At 70.0% G+C, this 24,438-nt stretch carries 24 protein-coding genes; 12 read left to right on the forward strand and 12 right to left on the reverse strand.

The window, feature by feature from the left end; translation table 11 throughout:
* The first annotated feature begins 39 nt into the window (after nt 1-39).
* Entirely contained in the window at nt 40-615 is a 576-nt protein-coding gene (locus tag EFK10_RS17250; RefSeq protein WP_127356566.1) for a GNAT family N-acetyltransferase, read from the forward strand.
* Complete coding sequence (locus EFK10_RS17255; protein ID WP_127356567.1) at nt 615-1,622, forward strand: hypothetical protein; 1,008 nt, start codon at nt 615-617, stop codon at nt 1,620-1,622. Before EFK10_RS17250 ends, EFK10_RS17255 begins: the two co-directional genes overlap by 1 nt.
* Here EFK10_RS17255 and EFK10_RS17260 read toward each other — a convergent pair.
* Genes EFK10_RS17260 through EFK10_RS17285 form a run of 6 tightly spaced genes read right to left on the reverse strand, consistent with a single transcriptional unit; the run spans nt 1,587 to nt 6,229 of the window.
* Nucleotides 1,587-1,805: a hypothetical protein gene (locus tag EFK10_RS17260; protein WP_127356568.1), complete on the reverse strand. Its 219-nt coding sequence runs from the start codon at nt 1,803-1,805 to the stop codon at nt 1,587-1,589. The two genes, EFK10_RS17255 and EFK10_RS17260, sit on opposite strands and share 36 nt — an antisense overlap.
* The gene (locus EFK10_RS17265; RefSeq protein WP_265737523.1) at nt 1,789-2,835 is read right to left on the reverse strand and encodes a lysylphosphatidylglycerol synthase transmembrane domain-containing protein; all 1,047 of its coding nucleotides are present in this window, start codon (nt 2,833-2,835) and stop codon (nt 1,789-1,791) included. The genes EFK10_RS17260 and EFK10_RS17265 overlap by 17 nt, the downstream gene beginning before the upstream one ends.
* Complete coding sequence (locus tag EFK10_RS17270; RefSeq protein ID WP_127356569.1) at nt 2,832-3,695, reverse strand: SAM-dependent methyltransferase; 864 nt, start codon at nt 3,693-3,695, stop codon at nt 2,832-2,834. Before EFK10_RS17270 ends, EFK10_RS17265 begins: the two co-directional genes overlap by 4 nt.
* A complete protein-coding gene (locus EFK10_RS17275) occupies nt 3,692-4,816 on the reverse strand; it encodes a glycosyltransferase family 4 protein (protein ID WP_127356570.1) in 1,125 nt (374 codons plus the stop codon). The genes EFK10_RS17270 and EFK10_RS17275 overlap by 4 nt, the downstream gene beginning before the upstream one ends.
* Nucleotides 4,813-5,211, reverse strand: a complete 399-nt coding sequence (locus EFK10_RS17280; RefSeq protein WP_127356571.1) for a 6-pyruvoyl trahydropterin synthase family protein — start codon at nt 5,209-5,211, stop codon at nt 4,813-4,815. Before EFK10_RS17280 ends, EFK10_RS17275 begins: the two co-directional genes overlap by 4 nt.
* A gap of 4 nt (nt 5,212-5,215) precedes the next feature.
* Nucleotides 5,216-6,229 carry a zinc-dependent alcohol dehydrogenase gene (locus tag EFK10_RS17285; protein WP_127356655.1) on the reverse strand — a complete coding sequence of 338 codons (1,014 nt, stop codon included), beginning with the start codon at nt 6,227-6,229 and terminating at the stop codon, nt 5,216-5,218.
* Between the two features lie 46 nt (nt 6,230-6,275).
* Here EFK10_RS17285 and EFK10_RS17290 point away from each other — a divergent pair, with 46 nt between their 5' ends.
* Nucleotides 6,276-7,109 carry a CDP-alcohol phosphatidyltransferase family protein gene (locus tag EFK10_RS17290; RefSeq protein ID WP_127356572.1) on the forward strand — a complete coding sequence of 278 codons (834 nt, stop codon included), beginning with the start codon at nt 6,276-6,278 and terminating at the stop codon, nt 7,107-7,109.
* On the opposite strand, the gene EFK10_RS17295 is transcribed toward EFK10_RS17290, so the two are convergent.
* On the reverse strand, nt 7,000-7,683 hold the full coding sequence (locus tag EFK10_RS17295; protein WP_127356573.1) for a RibD family protein: 684 nt from the start codon (nt 7,681-7,683) through the stop codon (nt 7,000-7,002). The two genes, EFK10_RS17290 and EFK10_RS17295, sit on opposite strands and share 110 nt — an antisense overlap.
* Before the next feature lie 137 nt (nt 7,684-7,820).
* On the reverse strand, nt 7,821-8,636 hold the full coding sequence (locus EFK10_RS17300; protein WP_240677270.1) for a maleylpyruvate isomerase family mycothiol-dependent enzyme: 816 nt from the start codon (nt 8,634-8,636) through the stop codon (nt 7,821-7,823).
* A gap of 174 nt (nt 8,637-8,810) precedes the next feature.
* Here EFK10_RS17300 and EFK10_RS17305 point away from each other — a divergent pair, with 174 nt between their 5' ends.
* Entirely contained in the window at nt 8,811-9,566 is a 756-nt protein-coding gene (locus EFK10_RS17305) for a GntR family transcriptional regulator (protein WP_127356575.1), read from the forward strand.
* 99 nt (nt 9,567-9,665) lie between these two features.
* On the opposite strand, the gene EFK10_RS17310 is transcribed toward EFK10_RS17305, so the two are convergent.
* Nucleotides 9,666-10,811 carry a lectin gene (locus tag EFK10_RS17310; protein ID WP_127356576.1) on the reverse strand — a complete coding sequence of 382 codons (1,146 nt, stop codon included), beginning with the start codon at nt 10,809-10,811 and terminating at the stop codon, nt 9,666-9,668.
* A 250-nt stretch (nt 10,812-11,061) separates the two neighbouring features.
* Between EFK10_RS17310 and EFK10_RS17315 the strand changes: the two genes are divergently transcribed.
* The 3 genes from EFK10_RS17315 to EFK10_RS17325 all read left to right on the forward strand — a co-directional run bounded on the left by EFK10_RS17315 (nt 11,062) and on the right by EFK10_RS17325 (nt 14,898).
* Nucleotides 11,062-11,817, forward strand: a complete 756-nt coding sequence (locus tag EFK10_RS17315) for a GntR family transcriptional regulator (RefSeq protein ID WP_127356577.1) — start codon at nt 11,062-11,064, stop codon at nt 11,815-11,817.
* A 56-nt stretch (nt 11,818-11,873) separates the two neighbouring features.
* The gene (locus EFK10_RS17320; protein WP_127356578.1) at nt 11,874-13,802 is read left to right on the forward strand and encodes a primary-amine oxidase; all 1,929 of its coding nucleotides are present in this window, start codon (nt 11,874-11,876) and stop codon (nt 13,800-13,802) included.
* Nucleotides 13,803-13,953: 151 nt separating this feature from the next.
* Nucleotides 13,954-14,898, forward strand: a complete 945-nt coding sequence (locus EFK10_RS17325) for an SMP-30/gluconolactonase/LRE family protein (RefSeq protein WP_127356579.1) — start codon at nt 13,954-13,956, stop codon at nt 14,896-14,898.
* Between the two features lie 24 nt (nt 14,899-14,922).
* On the opposite strand, the gene EFK10_RS17330 is transcribed toward EFK10_RS17325, so the two are convergent.
* Genes EFK10_RS17330 through EFK10_RS17340 form a run of 3 tightly spaced genes read right to left on the reverse strand, consistent with a single transcriptional unit; the run spans nt 14,923 to nt 18,916 of the window.
* Nucleotides 14,923-15,609, reverse strand: coding sequence for a GNAT family N-acetyltransferase (locus tag EFK10_RS17330; protein ID WP_206305483.1), 687 nt, complete (start codon nt 15,607-15,609; stop codon nt 14,923-14,925).
* The gene (locus EFK10_RS17335; protein ID WP_240677271.1) at nt 15,558-17,303 is read right to left on the reverse strand and encodes a glycoside hydrolase family 9 protein; all 1,746 of its coding nucleotides are present in this window, start codon (nt 17,301-17,303) and stop codon (nt 15,558-15,560) included. The genes EFK10_RS17330 and EFK10_RS17335 overlap by 52 nt, the downstream gene beginning before the upstream one ends.
* The gene (locus EFK10_RS17340) at nt 17,273-18,916 is read right to left on the reverse strand and encodes a beta-N-acetylhexosaminidase (protein ID WP_127356580.1); all 1,644 of its coding nucleotides are present in this window, start codon (nt 18,914-18,916) and stop codon (nt 17,273-17,275) included. The genes EFK10_RS17335 and EFK10_RS17340 overlap by 31 nt, the downstream gene beginning before the upstream one ends.
* Nucleotides 18,917-19,047: 131 nt before the next feature.
* Between EFK10_RS17340 and EFK10_RS17345 the strand changes: the two genes are divergently transcribed.
* The 5 genes from EFK10_RS17345 to EFK10_RS17365 all read left to right on the forward strand — a co-directional run bounded on the left by EFK10_RS17345 (nt 19,048) and on the right by EFK10_RS17365 (nt 24,435).
* Nucleotides 19,048-20,067, forward strand: coding sequence for an ABC transporter permease (locus EFK10_RS17345; RefSeq protein ID WP_127356581.1), 1,020 nt, complete (start codon nt 19,048-19,050; stop codon nt 20,065-20,067).
* Nucleotides 20,064-20,951 carry a carbohydrate ABC transporter permease gene (locus EFK10_RS17350; RefSeq protein WP_127356582.1) on the forward strand — a complete coding sequence of 296 codons (888 nt, stop codon included), beginning with the start codon at nt 20,064-20,066 and terminating at the stop codon, nt 20,949-20,951. Before EFK10_RS17345 ends, EFK10_RS17350 begins: the two co-directional genes overlap by 4 nt.
* Nucleotides 20,952-21,236: 285 nt before the next feature.
* Entirely contained in the window at nt 21,237-22,880 is a 1,644-nt protein-coding gene (locus tag EFK10_RS17355) for a type 2 periplasmic-binding domain-containing protein (RefSeq protein WP_127356583.1), read from the forward strand.
* Nucleotides 22,881-22,903: 23 nt separating this feature from the next.
* Complete coding sequence (locus EFK10_RS17360) at nt 22,904-23,638, forward strand: ThuA domain-containing protein (RefSeq protein ID WP_206305484.1); 735 nt, start codon at nt 22,904-22,906, stop codon at nt 23,636-23,638.
* Nucleotides 23,635-24,435: a sugar phosphate isomerase/epimerase family protein gene (locus tag EFK10_RS17365; protein WP_127356584.1), complete on the forward strand. Its 801-nt coding sequence runs from the start codon at nt 23,635-23,637 to the stop codon at nt 24,433-24,435. The genes EFK10_RS17360 and EFK10_RS17365 overlap by 4 nt, the downstream gene beginning before the upstream one ends.
* Nucleotides 24,436-24,438: the final 3 nt, after the last annotated feature.

Consider the following 24,438-nt stretch of genomic DNA (forward strand, 5'->3'; position numbering starts at 1 on the left):
CCTTGGACAGGACAGCATTACGCCTGCTTCCGTGACCCCATGACATCGATGTGGACAGGGCAGCGGGTACGCCTGCGGGGGATAGAGCCGGAAGACTGGGAGAAATTCCGGGAGTTCAACGCGGACTCGGACATCCAGCGCAAGGGATTCGTCGTCTTCCCGCCGCGCTCGGACGAGGTCTACAAGGCCCGGGCAAAGGAGAGGGCGGAGACGGAGCAGGAGGCGGACGACTGCGAGTTCTGGCTGGCGATCGAGTCCCTGGACGAGGGCGTGCTGGTCGGATCGCTCGGCACCCACCACGTCGACATCCGCGCCGGCCGCTTCGAGTACGGGATCGGGCTCGGCGGTCAGTACCACCGGCGCGGCTATGCCTCGGACGCCGTACGGCTCCTGCTGGCCTTCATGTTCCGCGAGCGGCGGTTCCACAAGTGCGAGGCCGGGGCCTGGTCGTTCAACGCCGCCTCGATCGCCTTCCACCTCGGCTTCGGCTTCAAGGAGGAAGGGCGCCTGCGCGACCACGACTTCGCCGACGGGCGGTACTACGACGAGGTCCTGTTCGGAATGACCGCCGAGGAGTTCGCCAAGCTCTACCCGGCCCCCTCTATCCTGGCCTGATGCTGAGGGGGATATGGCTGTGCGGGACGGTCGTGCTGACGCTGGGCTGCTACCTGGCGAGCATCGCACTCGCCCCGGCCGGCTCGGCGCAGCCGGTGCCGGCGCTCGGCGGGCTGCTGTTCCTGGGCACGTCGGTGCACGTCGCCGCGACCGCCTGGTTCTGGAGCGTGCCCGAGGTGCGCGGCCACATGCTGGCGCGGCGCGGGCGCTACGTCCTGGCACCGGTCGCCCTGGTCGTCGGTACGGCGCTGCTCGCGGCCGCAGCGTCGCCCCGGGCCTTCGTCTGGGTCCTGCCGGTGTTTCTTGCCTGGCAGTTCTTCCACTTCCAGAAGCAGAATCTGGGCCTGGCCGCCCTCAGCGCCACCGCCTACGGCGACGGCCGCCTCGACCGCGCCGAGCGGGCCGCCGTCACCGCCGCCGGGGTGGCCGGGATCGTGGCGCTGCTCTCGCGGCCCGAACTGCTGCAGCTGACCGTGGACCTGCGGCTGCGCTTCCTGTTCCCGCCGGCGGCCATCGCCTACTCGGCCGCGGTCGGGGCGGGTTGCGTACTGCTGCTGCGCCGCCGGCGGCCCGGTGGGGCGTTCGTGGCGGTGTACGTCATGTCGCTGCTGTTCTTCCTGCCAGTGTTCGTCTTCGCCTCGCCGTACGCCGCCGTGGCCGGCCTCACCGCCGCCCACGGCTACCAGTACCTGCTGATCATGGCCCTGGTCGCAGGCGGTGGCCGGCCCGGGCTGGCGCGGCTGGTCAGCCTTGCGCTGCTGCTCAATATCGGGCTGCTGCTCGGCACCCTACTCAACCTCGCCTCGCACTTGCACGGTTCATCCGCCGCCGGGCGCGCGCTGTACGGTGCCTACCTGGGCGCGGTCATGGCCCACTTCGTGATCGACGCCGGGCTGTGGCGGCTGCGGGACGAGTTCCCGCGCCGTTTCCTCACCCGGCGGCTCCCGTATCTCCTCGGTGCGGGACGGCCCTCAGCCGCCGCCGCAGCCGCCGACCGCGTTCACTGACGGGGCGACGAGCACGACCAGCCCGACGGCCACGACGCCGAGCGCCAGCAGCACCAACAGCCCGACCAGGAGCCTGCCGCGGTTGTGCGGAGCCTCGTCGGCCCCGGCGGCGTCATCGCTGAAGGGCCACCCGTCGTCCAGGGGCTCGGGCTCCGCCGTGCTCATCTCAGGCGCCAACGCCATCCTGACTCCCCTGCTCGGATGCTGATGCTCGATACCACTGGGACGCCATAGTGCCTGACCCGGTTCCTGAAGAGGAAGCCGGCCACCGGCACTTGTCGGCGAACGCCCTGATGCCGGGGAGCGCCAGCACAACGACCCCGGGCAGGCTGGCGACGAGGGTGAGCACTCCGTACACCACGGCGGTGGCGAGTCCCTGCGTGGCTCCCAGGCCCGCCGCACCGAAGGCCAGCGTGGAGGCGGCCTCGCGGGGCCCCCACCCGCCGATGTTGACCGGCAGCCCCATGACCAGAAGCGCCAGGACCGTCGGGGGGACCAGTGCGGCGAGCGGCGCCGGCGAGCCCGCCACCCGGGCCGCCACGAGGAACAGGGCGACATGCCCGACGAGTCCCGCCGCCGACAGCAGGACCACCCCCGGCCAGGTGCCCCGGGCCAGCAGGCCCTTGCGTACGTCGGCCAGCCCCGCCGCAAAGGCACGGCGCCCGCGCGAGGCCCCCCGCCTGCGCAGCGCCCACGCCCCGAGGAGGACCAGGACGGCGAGAGCGCTCAGCACCACGGCCAGGACCGCGCCGCTCGGCAGGAAGTGGCCGGCCATGGAGGAGACCAGGGCGGGCCGGGTGAGCAGTACCGCCGCGCCGAGAGCCAGGACGACCACCTGCCCCCCCGCCCGTTCGAGGAACACGGCGCGCACCCCCCGGCCCACGTCACCGGTACGACGGCCGTGCCTCACGGCGCGGTCGACATCACCGAGCACACCGGCCGGGAGCACCGCGTTGAGCAGCAGAGCGCGGTAGTAGTCCGACACGGCCTTCGCCAGCGGCAGCCGCAGGCCGAGGCGGCGCGCCACGAGGCACCAACGCCAGGCGCTGAAGACAGTGGTGAGCAGGCCGATCGCCAGCGCCGCGAGGATCGATCCGCCGTCGATGACGCGCAGCCCGCCGACGAACGCGGTGGCGCCCATACGCCAGACGAGCGCGGCGAGAATGCCCGCCCCGATCAGCAGCCGCAACCACGGCCAGATCCGTCGCGTCACCGTGCCCCACCTCCCGGGGTCCCCGGCAGGGCCAGGAGATCGCTGTGCCCGACCAGTACGCGCAGCTCACCGGCCGCGCTCGCGCCGAGCCGGCGGTGCAGGTACGCGTCTTTCTCGGCGGCGAGGTCCGGCCGCTGCTCGCAGGCCGCACCGACCCAGCCCCGCAGCCACTCCCGCGCCAACTCGCCCTGGTCCGCGCCGAGCCGCCAGGGGCTGGGCCGGGTCAGCAGCCGGACACCCCGGCGCTCGAACGCCTCGGCGGCGGCGGTGACCGCGTCGGGGCCGAGCAGCCGGCGGCCACCGGACTCGCGCCGCTGGTGGGTGTCGAAGGCGGCGGCGATCTCGGCATCGAGCGGGTCGGCCGGGTCGAACTCGACGCTCCCCACGACCGAAAGGGTCAGCAGCGCCGGGCAGTTGGCCCCGACGCACGCCTCGGCGAGCGCGTCGACCTCGCCGAAGGTGAGCAGGTCGAGCAGTGCCGAGGCGGTCACCAGCGAGGTCCCGGCGAGGTCCGAGGCCCGGAGCCGGGTGAGATCGCCCTCCCGGGTCTCGACCGTGACCGGGCCGCCGTCACGGCCGGCCAGACCGGCCAGGCTCGCGGCCGCGAGGGAGAGCAGCCGGGGATCACGGTCGTGCAGGATCCAGTGCTGCGGGCCGGGCAGTTCCCGGGTGAGCCAGCGGCCCAGCGATCCGGTGCCGCAGCCCAGGTCCCGGACGACCAGCGGCCCGGCGCCGCGCCGCGTACTCTCCAGGTGCGCCCGCAGCGGGTCGAGCAGCGCGGCCGAACGGGCGTCGGCGTCGGCGTCCTCGCGCAACGCCAGCCATTGCGGGCTGAAGGCGGCTGCCGGCGACGTACTCAAGATGATCCCTCCCGCAGCAGATCCAGTACCGCGTCCATGCGTCGCGAGGCCTCGTCCCAGCCTTGGAGCGTGTCACGCCGCTGCCGGGCCGAAGTCCTCAGGCGGCGCCTCCGCCCGCCGTCGTCCAGCCAGCGGCGCAGCGCCTCCGCGAGCGCGGCGTTCTCGTGCGGGGGTTCCTGCGGGGGTACGAGCATCCCAGGCAGGCTGCCGTCGGGCGCCTTGCCCAGGGCGTCCGGTACGCCGCCCGTGGCCGTCGCCAGCACCGGAATCCCGCGCATCAGGGCTTCGGTCACCACCATGCCGTACGTCTCGGCGCGGGACGGCAGCACCAGGAGGTCGGCGGCCGCGTACGCCGTCTCCAGGGGTTGGCCGGTCAGGGGCCCGGCGAGCCGGACGCGTTCACCGAGACCGTGCTGGGCGATGAGCTCCCGCAGGCGCGCGACGTATTCGGGGTCGTGGCCCAGCGGTCCCACGCAGACGCAGCTCCAGGGCAGGTCCGCGAGGGTTGCCAGCGCCTCGACGAGCCGGTCCTGCCCCTTGCGTGGCGTCACGGAGGCGACGCACAGCAGCCGCGACGCGCCGTCGGTGCCGGGCGCGAGCGGCGCCGGATCGGTGCCCGGGGTGACGACGTGCACCCGGTCTGCGGAGAGCCCGTGGTGCTCGGCCAGGCGGCGCGCCGCCCAGGGGCTGGTCGCCACCACCAGGCTCACGCCGCGCAGGGTCTCCCGCTCCAGGGCGTCCAGTTCGGCGGCGAGCGCGGGCGTCAGGCCTGTCTCGTCGCCCAGCGGCAGGTGCACCAGCACCGCAAGGCGCAGTCTGGGCGCCTGCGGGACGACGATGTCCGGGACTCCGCAGGCCACCAGCCCGTCCAGGAGGACGACGGCACCGTCGGGCAGCGCCGCGAGCGACCGGGCCAGCCGCCCGCGCGCGAAGGCGTCCGGCCGTGGCCAGGTCCCCGGTACGGCGATTTCCCGCACCGGGCGGCCGGCCGCCGCGAGGCACTCCTTCACGCGGCGGTCGAAGACGTTGCCACCGCTGGGCGCGGTCACATCGTCCACGTCGCCGGGCACGACGACGTGCACCGAGGCCACGTCCGAGGCGGCGGCGCCGCTCGCGGTCACAGCGGCCGCTCGTAGCTGGCCCAGGCGACATGGGACTCGTGCAGGGTGACCGCGATCGTGGTCAGCCCGCGCGCTCCCTCACCCAGCGCGCCCGCGCTCACCCGGTCGGCGAGCCGGTCGGCGATGACCTTGGCCAGGAATTCCGTCGAGGTGTTGATACCGGCGAACGCGGGCTCGTCGTCCAGATTCCGGTAGTTGAGGTCGGCGAGTACGAGGCGGAGCTCCTGGGTGGCGAGTCCGATGTCGACGACGATGTTGTCGGCGTCGAGCGCCTCACGGCGAAAGGTCGCGTCCACCAGGAACGTCGCGCCGTGCAACCGCTGTGCGGGGCCGAAGACCTCGCCGCGGAAGCTGTGGGCGACCATGACGTGGTCGCGAACGGTGACACTGAACACGGGCCTACCCTCCAGGGCGGTGAACCGCCCCACGCTGCTGAGCGGGACGATAGGCAATACGGTGGCACAGCCCGGAAAGTTCACCGTCGGCGACGAGGCCCATCACCCGGGGCAGATCCTCGAAGTCGCTTTGGCCGGTGATCAGCGCGTCGAAGCGGGCGTCGGCGAGCAGCCGCAGCGCCAGCGACATACGGTCCGCAAAGCCACGGCGCGTACGCCGGTTCGGTGACACGGTGCCCACCTGGCTGCCGCGCACGACCAGCCGGCGGGAGTGGAAGGCCTCGCCCAGCGGCAGGCTGACCCGTCGGTCGCCGTACCAGCTCAGTTCGAGGACCGTCCCTTCGGGCTCCAGCAGTTCCAGGGACCGGGCGAGCCCCTCCTCGGTGGCGCTGGCGTGCACCACCAGGTCACACCCCGCCTCGGCCTGCCCCGGCTGCGCGAAGCCGACGCCGAGCGCCTCGGCCACGGCGGCCCGCGCGGGGTCGACGTCGACCAACTGGACCCTGACCCCGGGGATCCCCGCAGCCACCGCGGCGACGCTGCAGCCGACCATCCCGGCGCCGACGACCGCGATCCGGTCACCGATCAGCGGGCCCGCGTCCCACAAGGCGTTCACCGCGGTCTCCACGGTCCCCGCCAGCACGGCCCTCTCCGCAGGCACGTTGTCCGGCACGGGAGTCACCGCGCCGGCCGGGACCACGTACCGGGTCTGATGCGGATAGAGGCAGAAGACGGTGCGGCCGAGCAGGTCCGGCGGCCCGTGCTCCACCGCGCCGACGTTGAGGTAGCCGTACTTGACCGGCGCGGGGAAATCGCCTTCCTGGAAGGGCGCCCGCATCACCTCGTGCTGGCTCTCGGGCACCCCGCCACGGAAGACCAGGTTCTCGGTCCCGCGGCTGATTCCCGAGTAGAGGGTGCGCACCACGACCTCGTCCGGGCCCGGCTCCGGGAGGATGACGGACCGGACCTCTCCCTCGCCGGGGGCCCGCAGCCAGAAAGCTCGTGCCGAACGCTCCACCGGTTTCATGCGTACTCCTGCGTGACGGCGACTATCAGGGGACGTGATGACCGTACGATCCGAACAGCGCAATGGCTCAACGGGGCGGGATCAAGCCGTCGCGGCGGCCGCCCAACTCCTCCTGCTGGCCCTGCTGTGGAACTCCGCAGGCCTGAGCCCGGTGGGCTGGCTGGCCGGAATCGCTTACGCCGCGGGCCTGTGGGCCATCCTCGACACCGCCCTGCGCCGGTCGCGGACCCGTTCGCTGGGACCGGCCGACCGCGTCACGCTGGCCCGAGCCACGCTCGTCGGTGGCGTTACGGCCCTGGTGGCGGCCGGTGCGGGGCAGGGCGTACCGCTCACCTGTCTGGCCACGGTGGCACTGGTCCTCGACGCGGTGGACGGCCGGGTCGCCCGGCGCACCGGGACGGTCTCGTCGCTGGGTGCCCGCTTCGACATGGAGGTCGACGCCTTCCTCATCCTGGTGCTGAGCCTGCGGCTGGCCACCTCGCTCGGGGCATGGGTTCTGGCGATCGGGGCCATGCGCTACGCCTTCGTCGCGGTCGCCCGGGTGATGCCGTGGCTGCGCTCCGCGCTGCCGCCGAGCTTCGCCCGTAAGACCGTGGCGGCGGTGCAGGGGCTCATCCTGGTCGTGGCGTGCTCGGGGGTCTGCCCCGGCCCGGTCGCGGCGCTCATCACCGCGTCGGCGCTGGCGTCGCTCGTCTGGTCCTTCGGGCGCGACATCGGGTGGCTGTGGCAGAACACGGCCCCGGCCCGCCGGCCCCGTCCGGTCAGTCGTCGTGTCGCGGGAGGTAGCGCAACAGCACCACGTCGCCGATCTGCCGTGCCTCTGTCAGTGTCATACGCTGCCCCGGGCCCTGTGGGAACACAGCCGGATTGACCATTCGCGGCGCGTCGGCCTGGCCGACGAAGAACGGGGCGTACACGAGGTGCAGCTCGTCGACGACCCCGGCCGCGAGGAACATGGTGTGGACCGTGCCTCCGCCTTCGACCATGAGGCGCTCGACTCCGCGCTCGGCGAGGTCGGCCAGCACGGCGCGTACGTCCAGCGGATCGCCCGCGCCGATGACGGCGGAGACCGATCCGAGGCGGTCCCGGACCGTGGCCAGCGCACTGGTGCTGGTGTAGACGAGCTTGTCGTTGTCCCCGGTGGTGAAGAACCTGGCGGCCGGGTCCAGCTTCCCGCTCTCGGTCAGGGTGACCTTCACCGGCGTCGGCGGCAGGCCCGCGCGTATGCGCCGTTGCCGCCGCGCCTCGGAGCACACCAGGAGCCGGGGGTCGTCGGCCCGTATGGTGTTGGCCCCCACGAGGATGGCGTCCATCCCGGCTCTGACCTCGTCGACCCGGTCGAAGTCCTCGTCGTTCGACAGCAGCAGGCGGTCCGTACTCGTGTCGTCGAGACAGCCGTCCAGCGAAGCGGCGACCGACAGCAGTACATGCGGGCGCGATCTCATGAGGACAATGATCCCCCTCACCGCCCGGCTTGGGTGTGGTTCCGGCGCTCCCCGCGAACTCGTGGCACCGCAATCCGCTGCAGTCACCTCGGCGCCGGTGCCACGACGGAAGGCGTCTGACGTCGGACCCGAACCGGTTACGGCGCCTTGAAGAACCCCGGAAAGCGCGGTGCGAGCCAGGGCTTACGGCCCCAGGCGACGATCTTGCCGCGTGCGATGACGGAGGCCGGGCTGCACCTGCCGAGCGCGAGCAGCAAGAACGCCACCGGCTCCAACATGATCGTGCAGTCGGTGCGGCCCGTGGGTTCGGCACTGACGGTGACGACGCCCTCGTCGAAGGTGACCGCGAACCGGGAACCGCCACGCAGCCTGAGTGCGTAGCGGGCGCTGAACCCCGCGGCAGTGCGTTCGTCGACGATGCGCGGCATGCCGGTCATGAGGAACGGCAACGCCAGCTCCACCCGCTCGCGGTCGACCATGTGCGGTTGGCGGAGCGCGACGGCGATGTCGTAACCGTGCCCCATCATGTGGGTCAGCAGGTAGGCGCCCAGCGCGCCGAGGTCCATGGGCCCGAGCGGGGTCACCGTAGGCTCCGTCGCCGGCCGCCGGGCGGCCGCATCGGCGAATGCCTGCGCATGCCGGACGATCCCCTCCAACAGGACCGTCGCGTCGCGCTCGCCGAAACCGGCCAGTGACTCGGCGTTCGCCGCGGCGAGGCTTGCGGCGGTCCCGTCCCCGTAGCTCTGCTCCTGGCCCGCCGCGAGGGTGGCCATCAGCTCATTGGCCACCACCAGGTGCGCGGCGGCCTCGCCGACGGTCCACTCGGCTCCCAGGATGGGCACGGTGGTGTCCGTACAGGACCGGAGCGTCCGGGCTATGTCGGCGGCCGTGTCGCGGATGGCCTCGAGCAGTTCCGGGCGCACGTCCGTCGGCGGATTCAAGGGGGTGGTCACGAGCGTGAAGCCTGGACCAGCACCCGGGTGCCTGTCCAGAGGCTTCCGGCCCGAGATGTATTCGCCCGCAGTCCCGTCTCCTGGCCAGACGCCCGGCCGGAAAGCTATCCTGAGCGCGCTACTGTCCATGAGCTGCGGCGGTGGTGGGAGCACATCACTATGGGGGCCTCACGTATGAGTGATATTCGCGAGGTCGCGGGCGTTGTCCTGCCGGACTATCCCGAGCCTCTGTGGATTCAGGCGGTCAACCTGATCCGCGGCGAAATCGAGAAGAGGGTCCTGAAAGCCGGCATGCGGCTCCCTCCCGAACGAGAGCTGTGCAAGCAACTGGGTATCAGCCGGGTCACCTTGAGGAAGGCTCTCGGGCGCCTGGTTGAAGAAGGGATCCTCAACGCGTCACACGGCCGGGGATGGTACGTCGCTCAGGTCGGCGCCAAGAAGGAATGGCCGAACAGCCTCGAATCGTTCAGCGAGACGGCCGCGCGAATGGGATTGACGCCGCGCTCGGAGGTGCTGGAGGCGGAGGCGACCCCGGCCACCATTGACGAGGCCGAGTCGCTCGGCATCGCCCCCGGAGCTCTCCTTTTCCGGCTTGAGCGGGTCCGGCTGCTGGAGGGTGTTCCCATTGCCCTCGACCTGACCCGAATTCCCCTGGCTCTCGTTCCGGATATCGGCAAGGTCGACTTCGGAAGCCACTCGCTTTATTCCACGCTCTCCGAGGCCGGGGTCGAGCCGATGCGCGCCGACAGCACCATCGAAGCCACCAAGGCCGGGGACCGCGCGGCCGAGCACCTCCGTGTCGCTGCGGGCGATCCGATCCTCGTCATGCACCAGCTCGCGGTGAACGCGGACGAGGATCCGCTGTTCGCCTCCACGATCCAGTACGCGGGCGACCGCTACCGGCTCCGCACGTCGTTCGCGCGGTCGTAGGCAGCGGTCGTAGGCAGCGGTCGTAGGCACCACACGTCCGACGGGCGCCGTCCGGGCTGTGCGGTGGCCCGGACGGCGCCCCCTCTCAGAGGTCGGACGTCAGCAGTAGAGGTTGGCGCCGGCCGAGACGCCGAGGATCGATACGAAGCGGTTGTAGGCGTCGACCCGGCTCTGGACCTGGGCGGGGTTGCGGCCGTCGCACTCGATCGAGCCGTTGATGCTGCGGATGGTCTGGCCGAAGCCGGCGCTGTTGACCATGGCGTTGTGGGGGGTCATCGTGCCGGGGCCGGACTGGGTCATCCAGTACCAGAGGCCGGTCTTCCACGCCACGGCGGCGTCGTTCTGCACCAGCCACGGGTTGTTGAGCAGGTCGATGCCGAGCGCGTCACCGGCCGCCTTGTAGTTGAAGTTCCAGCTGAGCTGGATCGGGCCTCGGCCGTAGTACGCGGACTGGCCGGCCGGGCAGCCGTACCACTGGCTCCAGTCGCAGTAGTTCGGGTAGTTGGCGGTGTTCTGCTCCACGATGTAGACCAGACCGCCGGTCTCGTGGTTGACGTTGGCCAGGAAGGCGGCGGCTTCCTGCTTCTTGACCGTGTCGCTTCCGGTGGTGGCGAAGGCCGGGTAGGCGCTCAGGGCAGCGGTCAGACCGCTGTACGTGTAGAAGCTGTTCCGGCTCGGGAACATCTGGTTGAACTGGGCCTCGGAGACGACGAATCCGCTCGGGGTGCCGCTGGCGGCCGGCGCCGTCCATTTCTGGTTGGCGCCGCCGGTGCAGGTCCAGATCTGCAGCCGGGTGCCGTTGGCCGAGTTGTTGCCCGTGACGTCGACACACTTGTTGGCCGAGACACTGACGATGTCCCGTGCGGCGGACACTGTCCACCGCTGGTTCGCGCCACCTGAGCAGTCCCACAGCTGGAGTACGGCCCCGTCGGCGGTCGAATTGCCGGTGACGTCCAGACACTTGCCCAGGGCGCGGATGGTGCCGTCCGAGCCGACGGTCCACTGCTGGGCGCCGGTGCCGTTGCAGTCGTAGAGCTGCACGGCGGTGCCGTTGGCGCTGGAAGCGCCCGCGACGTCCATGCACTTGCCCGCCAGCCCGCTGATCTGGCCGGTGGCGGCGGCGGCGGGGGATGCGGGCAGCACGCTCAGCAGAGCTACGACGAGGGAGCCGACGGCCGCGTACGCCGCCTTACGGGCCAGCGCGCCGGGACGTCGAGCGGCCGTGCGTCTCCAGTGAAGTTTCATGCCCATGTCATACCTTTCGCCGATGCGCGCGCATGTGGGGGAGCTACAGGGAGGGTTCAGGGGTTCACTGCTTGATTTAAGGCGTGAGCGAAGTGCGCGTCAAGGGTTTGGTATAGACCATTTACCGAGGCGGGCGGTGGCTCCGGTGGTGTACCTTCATAAGACCAAACTAAAACCACTTGGCTATCATGAGAAGTCAGCCCGGGTCCGAACCTGAACGGCGCCCGCGGCCGGTACAAGGGGGAAATGCGTGATCGACGTGGCTCCGGTGCTCGCCGCCGAGTACCCCGAGCCGCTGTGGGTGCAAGCCAAGGCCGCGCTGCGCGCGCAGATCGCCGAAGGCGAGGCGCGGCCCGGGTCCCGGCTGCCGCCCGAGCGGGAACTGTGCCGGATGCTCGCCATCTCCCGCGTGACCCTTCGCAGGGCCCTGACCGCCCTGGTGGACGAGGGCGTGCTGCAGTCCGCGCACGGCCGCGGCTGGTATGTCGCCGGTGCCCCTGAGCGTAAGGACTGGCCCAACACCCTCGAATCCTTCACGGAGACGGCCCAGCGGATGGGCCTCGTCGCCGGCTCACGCGTGCTGCGCTGTGAACTGGGGCCGTCGACCTTCGACGAGGCCGAGGCGTTCCAGATCGCCCCCGGGACACCGCTCTACCGCCTGGACCGGGTGCGGATGCTCGACGGGGTGCCGATCGCCGTGGACGAGTCGCTCGTTCCCGCCGACATCGCCCCAGGTCTCGACGGCGTCGACTTCACGACCCGCTCGCTGTACGACACCATCACCGGACTCGGCTCCCGTCTCGCCCAGGCGGATTCCACGATCGAGGCGCGCCCGGCCGACGCCGCCCTCGCCGGACACCTCGCCATCGCGGTCGGCACTCCCGTGCTGGAGATGCGCCAGATCGTCCGCGACGAGACACAGCGTCCGCTGCTGTCCTCGGTCATCCGGTACGCCGGCGATCGCTATCGGCTGCGCACGTCCTTCGTACGGAGTCCCGGCGCATGAGCCGGCTCCGCGGCCGGACCCGACCCGCCCCGACCCCTGCACACAGCGGAGCTCTCATGACGACAACGACGCAAGACACCTCTCACATAGTCCGTGCCCTCGCCTCGCTCCGTCCGGACGAGATCGCCGCGAGCAAGGCCATCCTGCAGCGGGAGGGGCTCTTCGGTCCCGACACCCACGTCTCCTACTTCGGCCTGGCCGAGCAGGACAAGCGCGAACTCCTCGCTGGCTCGGTCGCACCGCGCCGCTTCCACGTGATGCTCATCGACATGCGCTCGGGTGTCTCGCACGACGTCGTCGTATGCCCGCAGGAGGACCGGGTCGTCTCGAGCCGGGAACTCGACGTCGCGGTCGACGGACATGTCCCGGTCGTGGTGGCCGAGTTCTCCATCGTCGAGGAGATCGTGCACCAGGACGAGCGCTGGCTCGCGGCCATGCGCAAACGGGGGCTGACCGACCTGTCGCAACTGCGCGTCAACCCGCTGTCCGCCGGTGTGCCCTCCGACGCCGAGTCCGGCCGACGCCTCCAGCGCTGCTTCACCTTCGTCCAGAAGACCCCCGACGACCTCGGCTGGGCTCACCCCGTGGACGGCGTCACCGTCATCGTCGACGTGGTGACCCGAGAGGTCCTCGATGTGATCGACTACGTCGACCTGCCCGTGCCCGACGAGGACGGCAACTTCCACGACCCCGCGTGGGTGGACCAACCGCCGCGGGCGGGCATGAAGCCGATCGAGATCACCCAGCCGGAGGGACCGAGCTTCACCATCGACGAGGACGGCGTCCTGCACTGGCTCGGCTGGTCCATGCAGGTGGGATTCGACCAGCGCGAGGGCCTGGTGCTCCACAACGTCACCATCGACGACGCCGGAACGCCGCGCCCTGTCCTCTACCGCGCCTCGCTCGCCGAGATGATGGTGCCTTACGGCGACCCGAGCCCGCAGCGCTGGTTCCAGAACTTCTTCGACTGCGGCGAGTACCTGCTCGGCGGCTTCGTGAACTCCCTCGAACTCGGCTGTGACTGCGTCGGCGAGATCACCTACCTGGACGCCGTCCTCGCCGACAGCGCGGGCGAGGCCCGCGTCGTGCCGCAGGCGATCTGTATCCACGAGGAGGACTCGGGGATCCTGTGGAAGCACTTCGACAACTGGAACGGCTCGACCGCCTCCCGCCGTAACCGGCGCCTGGTCGTCTCCTTCTTCGTCACCGTCGGGAACTACGACTACGGCTTCTACTGGTACTTCTCCCTCGACGGTTCGATCGAACTCGAGGTCAAGGCGACCGGCGTCGTCTTCACCTCCGCCTATCCCGGCCCCGGCTACGAGTTCGCCTCCGAAATCGCCCCGGGCCTCGGCGCCCCGTACCACCAGCATCTCTTCAGCGCCCGGCTCGACATGATGGTCGACGGCACGGACAACGCCGTTGACGAGGTGGAGTCGGCGCCCGTGCCCCGGGGTCCGCGCAATCCGACCGGCACCGGGTTCACACAGACCGTCACCCGGCTGCGCACCGAAGCCGGGGCGCAGCGGCTGGCCGACAACGCGCACAACCGGTCCTGGCTGGTCACCAATCCCTCGGTGACCAACCGGCTCGGGCAGCCGGTGGGCTACATGCTGTATCCCGAGGGCAAGCCCGTTCTGCTGGCTGACGAGGAGTCAGACATCCACCAGCGGGCGACGTACGCCGCGAAGCACCTGTGGGTGACCCCCTACGCGCCGGACGAGAACTACCCGGCCGGCGACCTGGTGAACATGCACTCCGGTGGCAGCGGACTGCCCGCCTGGACCGCGGCGGACCGTGACGTCGACAACACGGACATCGTGTTGTGGCACACCTTCGGGCTCACGCACTTCCCCCGGCCCGAGGACTGGCCCGTGATGCCGGTGGACACCACCGGTTTCGTCCTGAAGCCGTACGGCTTCTTCGCACGCAACCCGACGCTGGACATCCCGGCACCGGGTGGCAGCCACTGCCATGGCGGGTGACCGGAGTTCCAGGCCTGACACAGATAGAGGTATGGGAGCCCCCCAGGTCCGGCACAGGTAGATGTGCGAGCATGCGGTCGGCCTGAGGACGGAGGGTGGCGCCCCCCTGCGGGCGCCTCCCGGTCCTTTCGATTCATCTCTGGAGAGTCACATGTATCGCCACCGTCGCACGACGCTGCTGGGCGCCATCGCGGTCGCCGGAGTCGCGGCCACGCTAACGATGGCCCCTGCCTTCGGGGCCACCGCCCCGCTGTCCCAGGCGCGGGAGGTCGCTCACTTCGACATCACCACCCAGCAGCAGCCGGAGAACATCACTCTGGAGCCCGACGGGGCTGCCGATGTCACCTTCAACCGGGCGAGGCAGATAGCCCGGGTCACCCCCGACGGGAAGACGACGATCCTGGCGACGCTGCCCGCCCCCGCCTCGGGCAGCGCGACAGCGTCGGGCATCGTGCGCGCCGCCGACGGCACGCTCTACGTCAACTACAACGCCGGCAGCCTGTCCGGCGTCTGGCGCATCCGCCCGGGCGGCACTCCCGAGCAGGTCGCCGCCCTCACCGGGGTGAAGGTCGTCAACGGCCTCGCGCTCGACGAGCGCACCGACACCCTCTACGTCACCGACTCCACCTCCGGCACCGTGTGGAAGGTGTCGCCGCGGACCGGCGAGACGTCCCTGTGGGCCAGCGGCGAGGCCCTTCAGCCGGCCACGGCGAATTCCTCCGGGTTCGGGGCGAACGGCATCAAGGTGCACAACGATGCGGTCTGGGTGAGCAACACCGACAAGGGCACCCTGCTGCGCATCCCGATCGGCGCGCACGGCACCGCGGGCACCGTCACGACGAAGGCCGAGGGTGTGGCGAGCTTCGACGACTTCACCTTCGTCGGGCAGGACGACACGGTCCTGGCGGCGCAGAACTTCGCGAACTCCGTCGCCCTGATCAACCCCGACGGCACGCACCAGACGGTGCTCACGGCGGATGACGGGCTGTCCAACCCGACCTCTCTCGCGGTGTGCGGAAGCACCGTGTACGTGGCGAGCGGGGCGTATTTCACCCACACCGACCCGAACCTGCTCCTCGCCCACATCGATCACTGATCTCCGTACGGGCGGCTCGGGGGGTTACTGGGTCAGGTCCATGACCATGACCGCCCCCCAGTCGTCGCGGGACGTCTCCGTGAAGCCGACTGCCAGGTAGAAGGCGTGCGCTCGGGGGTTTCCGCTGCCGACCCCCAGGTGGACACCGGACACCCCGCGGCCCCGGAGGGCCGTCAGCAGCGTTGTCATCAGGCGGCGCCCCAGGCCGGTTCGCTGGCCGCGCGGCAGGATGTCGATGTGCAGATGCGCGGGGAAGCGCTCGTAGAGCGGCTCGTCGACGGGCCGGGCCTGGTGGATGTGGGCCACCCGCTGCCAGTCGAGGGTGCCGTCGCCCGGGTCCGTGGCCAGAGCCTCGGGGTAGCGCCCGCGCAGCGGCGGCCACCAGTGCTCGGCGAGCCACTCCTCGAAGGCGTAGGTGTCGGCCGTACCAACGACGTAGCCCAGCAGACCCTCCTCGTCGTGGGCGACGAAGGTCAGACCGGGATCGGCGGCGGGGTACGGTGCCGCGTAGATGTGCGCCAGCAGATCCGGATCGCGGTAGAGGGCGGTCGCATCCCGTCCCGAGTCGCCGGTCCGCAGGCACACCCGGTACACGCCGGGCAGGTCGACGAGCGTGAACGGGCGTACGGCGGTGGGCGGCGACGGTGGCCCGGCGGCCGTCACCGGGCCGCCGACATGGCGAGCAGGAACCACGCCGAGTGCGGGATCCACTGCTCGGCCCACCGCCAGCCGTCCGTATCACGGTGTTCGTCGGGCATGAAGGCGATGTCCCGCTCGTCCTCGAAGCCGGCCGTGATGCCGTTGAGAATGCCGCCCGGGACGTTGGGATAGTCCGGGTGGTACTCGACGTTGTTGCGGCCGGCTCCCTTGATCATCGAGGAGTCGAAGGGGTTGAGTCCGACGATCCACTGCAACTGGTCGTCCGCGAGGCGGAGCAGCCGTTCACGCAATTCCGGGTCGCACTCGGGAAGTCCGGCGGTCAGCTCGGCTGCGTACGCGACTGAGCAGATGTTGGCGTTCTCGCCCTGCCACCAGTAGCCGGTCTCGTTCGCGTGCGGATAGAAGAAGCCGGTACGGGGTGCGGCGTCGGCGGGCTGCGCGTACTGGCGCGCGTAGCCGAACGGGTTGGCCACCTCGTCGGTGAGGGCCGCGGTGTCCCGCAGCAGCGCCACGGCGGTCGTACGCGCTCGGTCCGCGAGCGCTGACGACGGGCAGACGCGGGCGAAGCGCATCAGCGCCACCGCCGGGAGACCGGATTCCGCGGCATGGAAGAAGGGCCGGCCTTCGACGTCCCCGAGCAGATAGCCGAAGCCGAGGCCGGTGCCGTCGGTGTAGCGGTCGACGAGCTGGGCCGCCCGGCGTTCGGCAGCCGCCTCGAAGGCGGGTTCGCCCGGTGCGGCACTGACGAGTTCGGAGGCGGCCAGCAGGGCGCAGTAGTCGTCGATGACCGACTCCTCGCCGTCGTACAGATACTCCCGGTTGTGCTGCTCGAGGTGCTCGAACCCGCGACGGGCGGCGGCGAGATACTCCTTGGACGTGAAGTCGCCGTGGTCGTCGAGCGTCGAGGCGCGGGCGAGCGCGGCGATCGCCAGGCCGCCGCCCTGCCGGTAGGCGGCCTGCCAGCGGGTGGTGCGGACCGAGTCCTGCAGCGGGGCGTTGATGACCCGTTCGTCGAGATCCTTGGTGAGGGCGTCGAAGATCGCCGTGTAGAAATAGCCCTCCGGCGACTGGAAACGCACCAGGAAGTCCGCGCCGAAAAGCGCCTCGTCCCGCATCCGCCCGCCGAGCGTCGTGTGCAGGCGCGGCTGACGCTCGGCGAGTGCGCCGGCCGCCTCCATGAACGCCCAGGCGCACAGGGGTAGTTGCTGGGGGTTCATCATGCGGGTGTAGTTGAGGTGGCTGAGGAACTTGCTGAAGTCGCCCGAGGCGTCCAGCCAGCCGCCGCGTGCGTCCACGGTGCGGTCCGAGTCGTCCGCGAAGAAGCGGGCGTTGCGGTCCTTGCGGTCGATGGCGCCGCTGGAGCGTACGCACCGGAAGTAGTAGAGCACGTCGGAGAGCGTGCTGTACTGGAGCACGCGCTGCCCGATGGTGAATGGCTCGGACTCCACGTCTCCGTACGCGATGCGGAAGACGCCCTCCGTCCGGACGTCGGAGAAGTCGATGTGCCGGAAGGTTCCGAGCGACCAGCGGTCGACCCGTTGCTCGGGGCCGATAGGCAGCTCGATGCGGGTGCCGTCGTCGCCGACGAGGTACGCGGTGGGTGCGGCCGCCGGCTCGTGGGCGTCTTTCAGCAGCACCACGGCTTTCTTCGAACCGGCGCTGTTGTACCCGAGATGGCTGGTGAGGATCTTCGTCACTGCGGGTGCTCCCTGGATCACGGCCGTCCGGATATCGATTCGAGCCACGCGCGGGTCTCCTTGATGCGGCCGGGCGAGCTGCGCCGCCACACTCCCGTGCCGCCACTCTGCCAGGGAAGGGGCCCGTCCAGCGGCCGGTAATCCACGCCCATCGCGTCCAGCCTCCGCAGGTGCCGGCCCAGGCGGGCGCGGAATTCCGCCATGTCGTCGACTGCGCCCGACCACAGCACCTCCGCGAGGGCGCAGGCACGCGGAAACGCCAGATAGTCCAGGTGCCGTTCGGAGGGCACCCACTCCGTCCAGATCTGGAACTGGCCGCCGATGACCCGGTCGCGCTGCTCCGGTGACCAGGAGTCCGGAGCCGGGGTGAAGGCGGCCACGTCCTCGAGGGTGATCGGTCCGCCCTCGGAGCGCCGTTCCTCCTCCAGGTCGGACTGGTCGAAGTTGAAGTAGGTCGGGAAGAGCGGGGAGCGTACGAGGTCATGGGTGGCCGCCGCACGCGCGGAGGCCTCCTCGCCGCGCCACGCCATCACGATGCTGTCGTCCAGGACGCCACCGGTGAGATGTCCTTCGTCCCAGACGATCATGCGTACGCCGCGCTCGGCCAGGAAACGCCCGAGCGAGCGCAGGAAGTGGCCGTGCATCTGCTGCGGCTCGGTGCAGCCCGCCGCCGCCATCGCCGCGGCCACCTCGGGATCCTCCGACCACCAGTCCATGGAGCACTCGTCGCCGCCGAGGTGGACGTAGGGCGCGCCGGTCGCCTCGATGATCTCTTCGAGGACGTCGTGCAGGTAGTCCTCCGTCGCGGCGGTCGGGGCGATCGAGGTGCCGCCGGCCCACACGGTGTCGAGGACGGCCTGCGGCTCGCCGGGCCGGCCGAGGCCGGGGGCGGCGGCCCGCAGAGCCGAGGTATGGCCCGGCACATTGATCTCCGGGACGACGGTGATACCGCGCAGCCGGGCGTACGAGGCGATCTCGGCGAGGTCGTCGAGGGTGTAGTAACCGCCGTACGGCGTCCCGTCGTCGGGCCCGTCGGGGCCGAGCCGGGTGGAAGGCCGCCAGGAGCCCGTCGTGTGCAGCTCGGGATGGCGAAGGCTCTGCACCCGCCATCCCTGATCATCCGTCAGGTGGAGATGCAGCCGGTTGAAACGGTGCGCGGCGAGCAGGTCGACGTACCGCAGAACGGTCCGCTTGGGGAAGAAGTGCCGGACGACGTCGAGCATGGCGCCCCGCCAGCCGTACGCGGGCCGGTCCTCGACCACGCCGCACGGCGCACGCCAGCCCTCCGCCGGGGGCGCGGCGGCGCGGCGCCAGATGCTGTCGGGCAGCAGCTGTCGCACGGTGGTGAGGGCGCCGGCCACGCCCTCGGAGTCACCCGCGCGGATCTCCAGCCGCTCGGGTGTGACGCGCAGGGTGTAGGTGCCCGGGTCTCCCTCGCTGTCGGTGATGACGACTTCAGTGGACCCAGTGGTATTGACTGGTATGGCGTTGTCGTACGGCCGCAGCAGCTCGGCAAGGAAACTTCCCACCATGGCGTGCGTCGTCCCCGATCCGCTGAGGGTGACCGGGATATCGGGCGTCAGCTGGAAGAAACCCGAGGTGGGACGGGCTTTGACGGGCCGAGGCAACAGGGCGGCGTAGGCGTCCAAGACAGGTCCCAACTGTGGTCCAACGGGGGAGGGTTGTCGTCTCGCGTTGGACGAGAGGTTAACCGTTGTATTCACTTGGTTCAAGTGGTACGTTCCTCGCACTTCTTTGCTATCTGCGCAGTTCCGAGCGAGGAGAGGTGCGCATGGCAGTCAACCAAGCACTGCCCCGGGTGCTGAGAACCTTCAGGGGGAGACCTCCGGACTCACCGGACTCGCCGGAAGTGCCCGGGAAACAACCAAGGCCCGCCGCGCGGGCGAAGTCATTCGTCATGCGGATGAGGCAGGACTCGCCGCTCCTGCTGATGACAGCGCCGGCCGTGCTCGTCCTGTTGCTCTTCACGTACATACCGCTGCTGGGCAGCGTGGTCGCGTTCATGGACTACGTGCCGTTCCTCGGCTTCACCAACTCACAGTGGGTGGGCTGGAACAACTTCACCGCCCTCTTCCAGGACAACCTCTTCTGGGGAGCCCTGGCCAACACCTTCGAGATCACCTTCCTGCAACTGCTGCTCTTCTTCCCTGTGCCCATCATGCTCGCGGTGCTGTTCAACTCCGTGGCCATGCCGATGGTGAAGAAGTTCGTGCAGTCGGTCATCTACCTTCCGCACTTCCTGTCCTGGGTCATCATCGTGGCCCTGTTCCAGCAGATCCTGGGTGGCGGTGGCGTCATCAACCGCATCCTCGCCACCCACGGCATGAGCGGGTTCGACATCATGTCGGACCCCAACACCTTCCAGTTGCTGCTCACCTCGCAGGCCGTCTGGAAGGACGCGGGCTGGGGAACGATCATCTTCCTCGCCGCGATCGCTGCCATCGACCCGCAGTTGTTCGAATCGGCGGCCATGGACGGAGCCGGTGCCTGGCGCAGGTTCTGGCACATCACCCTGCCCGGCATGCGGCCCATCATCATCCTGCTCCTCATCCTGCGGCTGGGCGACGCGCTCACGGTCGGCTTCGAGCAGATCCTGCTCCAGCGTGACGCGGTGGGCCCCAATGCCGCCGAAGTCCTCGACACCTACGTGTACTTCAACGGCGTCGTGGACGGGAACTGGGGCGTGGCCACGGCGGCGGGGTTGCTCAAGGGAGTGGTCAGCCTGCTGCTGGTCCTCGCCGCGAACAAGCTCGCCCACCGGTTCGGCGAGGAAGGGATCTACCGACGATGAGTGACCGTCCGGTGTGGCAGGGCAAGCCCAGGCCGATCGCGCTCGCCCTCAAGGGACTCGCGCTGTTCCTGATCTGCGCTGTCGTGATCTTCCCCTTTCTCTCGGTCGTCTCCACCAGCCTGGCGACCAAGCAGCAGATCGACGCCAACGGCGGCTACGTCCTGTGGCCGACCAGCATCTCCTTCGATGCGTATCGGCAGATCTTCGACGGCACGGGCGTAGGCCGCTCCATTGTGATCAGCCTCGGGGTGACCGTCGTCGGTACCGCCTTCAGCCTCTTCTGCACGGTGCTGGCGGCCTACGGCCTGAGCCGCCGCAACATGCTCTTCCAGCGCGGGCTGCTGTCCTTCGTCCTGATCACCCTGCTGTTCGCGCCGGGCATGATCCCGGTCTATCTGATGGTCAAACAGATGCAGATGCTCGACACCTACTGGGCACTGATCATCCCGTCGGCCGTGAGCGCGTTCAACATCGTGATCGTCCGCGGGTTCATCCAGGCGATCCCGCATGAGCTGTTCGACTCGGCCCGGATGGACGGCGCCGGCGAATGGCGGATCTTCTGGTCCCTCGTGCTGCCGCTGTCCAGGGCGGTGATCGCGGTCGTCGGCCTCTTCATCGCCGTCGGCTACTGGAACAACTACTTCGGACCCCTTCTCTACCTCAACGACCAGACCAAGTGGCCGCTTCAGCTCGTCATGCGGTCCTTCGTCCTCCAGAACCACGTCACATCGAACTCCTCCGCACAACCGGGCCTGGCCGCGCCGCCTGCCCAGTCCGTCCAGATGGCGCTCGTCGTCATCGCCACGCTACCCATCCTGTGCGCCTACCCCTTCCTGACCAAGCACATGTCCAAGGGGATGCTCACCGGGGCCATCAAGGGCTAGGGCCTGTCGTGTGGACCTCCGCGGCGTCGCGTGCCTCCCCCAGCCTGGCGGCTGGGAGGTGCCCCCACCGGCCGAAAGCTGGTGGGGGTGCCCCCGGACGGAGTCTGGGGGAGAGTGCCCCCAGGCACGCACGCTCGCCGCGTTGTCGTCAGTCAACGACGCTCCGCGTCGCTTCCATCTCCCCCAGCTAGACGCTGGGAGGTGCCCCCACCGCCTTGCGATCGCACGCACCAGACCCCGCTCCTTGCCCCACGGAGACCCACAAGACAGGCCCTAGGAGAGAACATGTCGACCCCCAATCTCAGCCGCAGAACCCTCTTCAAGGGCGCCGCTCTGACCGCCCTCAGCGGTACGGCGCTCAACTCACTCACCGCGTGTTCCCCGGGCACCGGGGGCAGCACAGCCGCGGCCGGCAAGGCCGTCCCGGTGCCCACCTACGTCGAACCGGTGAAGCCCAAGCCGCAGTACGCGGGCAACGCGCAGGGCGTGATGGACGTGTACGCCGCGTTCCCCACCAACGGTCCGACCACCGTGACCGGCGGCCCCGTCGGCGACGGCAGCGACTTCAACGTGCTGGTGATGACATACGGCCAGCCGGCCCCGCCGCTGGAGAAGAACGCGTACTGGCAGCTCCTCAACAAGGAGCTGAACATCAACGTCAAGCCGCAGCTTGTGCCCGCCGCCGACTTCCAGACGAAGTTCCCGGCCCTGGTCGCGGGTAACGACCTGCCCGAGGTCGTCTCCATACCCGTCTACATGAACGTCGCGCGGCTGCCGCAGCTCGCCGAGGCCCAGTTCACCGACCTCAGCGAATACCTCTCCGGCGACGCCGTGAAGAAGTACCCGAACCTGGCGGGCATCCAGGAGGCGAACTGGCTCAACGGCTATCTGAACGGCCGGATCTACGGCGTGCCCAAGTCCGACCCCGTCTTCACCTCGACGCTGTACACCAAGACGGACGTCATCAAGCGGGCCGGCGGCAATCCCCAGCCCACCACTCTCGCGGAGTTCAAGGACCTCGCGAAGGCGGTCAACAACCCCAAGGCCGGTATCTACGCGTTCTGCGGTGGCGTCGACGACATCACCTTCGCGGAGTCGCTGATGATGTCGTTCGGTGTGCCCAACAAGTGGACGCAGAAGAGCGACGGCACCTTCGTCTCCTCCTACGAGCACGAGCAGTTCATCCCCGCTGTCGCGGCCGTGGCCGACCTGCACGCGAGCGGCTACTTCCACCCGGACACGGCGACCATGAGCAAGGTGCAGCGCGACGCGCTGTTCCGGTCCGGGAAGCTGGCGGTTGTCGCCGACGGCAACCGCGCCATGGGCATCATCGCCGATGACCACGCCCTGGAGTTCGGGATGATCGCCCCGTTCGCGCAGGACGGCGGCAAGGCCGCGTACTGGCAGGGCGGCGGCGCGTACGCGATCACCATGCTCAAGAAGACCAGCGACAAGAAGAGAGTCGACCGCTTTCTGAGGGTCCTCGACTACATCGCCGCCCCGTTCGGCTCCCACGAGTCGTTCGTCATGAGCTACGGCGCCGAGGGCAGCGACTACACCGTCCAGAACGGCGTACCGGTCCTCACCACCCGTGGCCAGCGCGAGCAGGACCTCGGCCTGGCCTACATCGTGGGCGGCCCCCAGGTGCTGTGCGATCCGCAGGGTGCCCCCGGTGTCGACAAGCAGTACTACGACTGGCAGCAGAAGGCCGTGCCGCTGCTGGTGCCCAACCCGGCCGCCCACCTGTACTCGCAGACGTACAACACCAAGGGCTCCTCCCTGGACCAGAAGATGCGGGATGCCATCATCTCGGTCTTCCTCGGCCGCTCCACGGCGTCCTCCCTGAAGGACGCCGTGGCGACGTGGAAGCAGAGCGGCGGCGACCAGATGGCCCGCGAGTACGCGGACTCCCTGAAAAAGTCCAGCTGAACGGCACTGCCGGAAGGACCCTGATGAAACTGCGAGGCTCTGCCTCGGCCATGGTCGTGGTGGAGGGCACCGACCTCCACCACGACCTGATCGGCGCTGCCCTGGCGCTCCAGGAGATCGTCACGGAGGCGGGCCTGCCCACCGCACGCGCCGTCGGCCTCGACCGGTTCGTCGACCCGCTCGAGGCCACGGCCGAGGCCGACGTGTACGTCCTCTACCGCTCGTCCACCGTCTTCGACCCGCGCCAGCAGCAGGCCCTGGCCGACCTGGTGGCGGGCGGCAAGGGGCTGGTCGCCCTGCACGCCAGCAACCTGTTCGGGTTCGGGGACGGGGGCCTCGACGCCGACCGGACGGCGTACGAACTGATCGGATCCCGGTATGTCTCGCACGGCGACGCCGGCTCCGAGGGCCGCTTCGACGTGCGGGTGCGCGAGGAGCACCCGGTCACCCGCCATCTGGAGGACTTCGCGATCGACGACGAGTACTACGTCCTCGGCTACGCCGACGATGTGCGGGTCCTCGCCGACCGCGAGACCCCCACCGGTACCGAACCCCTGGTCTACGTACGCGAACACGGCGCGGGCCGGGTCTGCTACAGCGCGCTCGGACACGACTCGCGCGCCTGGGGCAACCCTGGCTTCCGGCAGCTCGTGCGGCAGGCCGCGCTCTGGGCGGCCGGAATGGACGACGACAGCATCGGGACGTGGTCCACCCGCTGGCCGCTGGGCAACGCGCGCACGATCGGAGACCGCCGATGACCTCTGACCTTCCCCCCGCCGCCCCACCCCCGATCGCCGCCCAGCTGTGGTCGCTGCACGAGGAGGCGTCCCGGGACCTGCTCGGCGTCCTGGAACGGGTCGCCGAACTCGGCTACCCGGCCGTCGAGACCATCAGCCTCTACGGCCATCGCCCGGCTGCCGTCCGCGCCCGGCTGGACGCACTCGACCTCACGCTGTGCAGCGCCCACGCTCCCTTCCCGGCCGGTGAGGCGGCGACCGCCATCTTGGACGAGTACGAGGAAGTGGGCGCCGACACCCTCGTATGGAGCCTGGAACCCGAGGAGTTCAGCAGCGCCGATGCGATCATGCGCGGCGCAGAACGCATCAACGAGGCCGCCGACAACGCCGCGGCACGCGGCATGCGAATCGCCTACCACAACCACTTCGCCGAGTTCCGCACCCGCTTCGCGGGCCTGACCGGTCACGAAGTCCTGACCGGCTACGACCTGCTGCTCGGGGCGCTCGACCCGGCCGTCGTGCTCGAACTCGACACCTACTGGGCCCACACCGGGGGCGCCGACCCCGCGGCCGTCGCCGCGTCGCTGGGCGCGCGCCTGGAGTCCGTGCACCTCAAGGACGGACCCGCGCAGGGGATGGACGACCACATGGTGCCCTTCGGCGAAGGCGTCGTCGACGTCGAAGCCGCGGCCCGCGCCAACCCGCGGGTGCGCTGGAACATCGTCGAGATGGACCGTTCCCACCACGACATGTACGAGCTGCTCGGCCGCTGCCACGACTACCTCGTGGGGCGCGGCCTGGCGCGCGGGAGGCGGTGACCG

The sequence above is a fragment of the Streptomyces soli genome (assembly GCF_003999195.1).
GTDB lineage: Bacteria > Actinomycetota > Actinomycetes > Streptomycetales > Streptomycetaceae > Actinacidiphila > Actinacidiphila soli.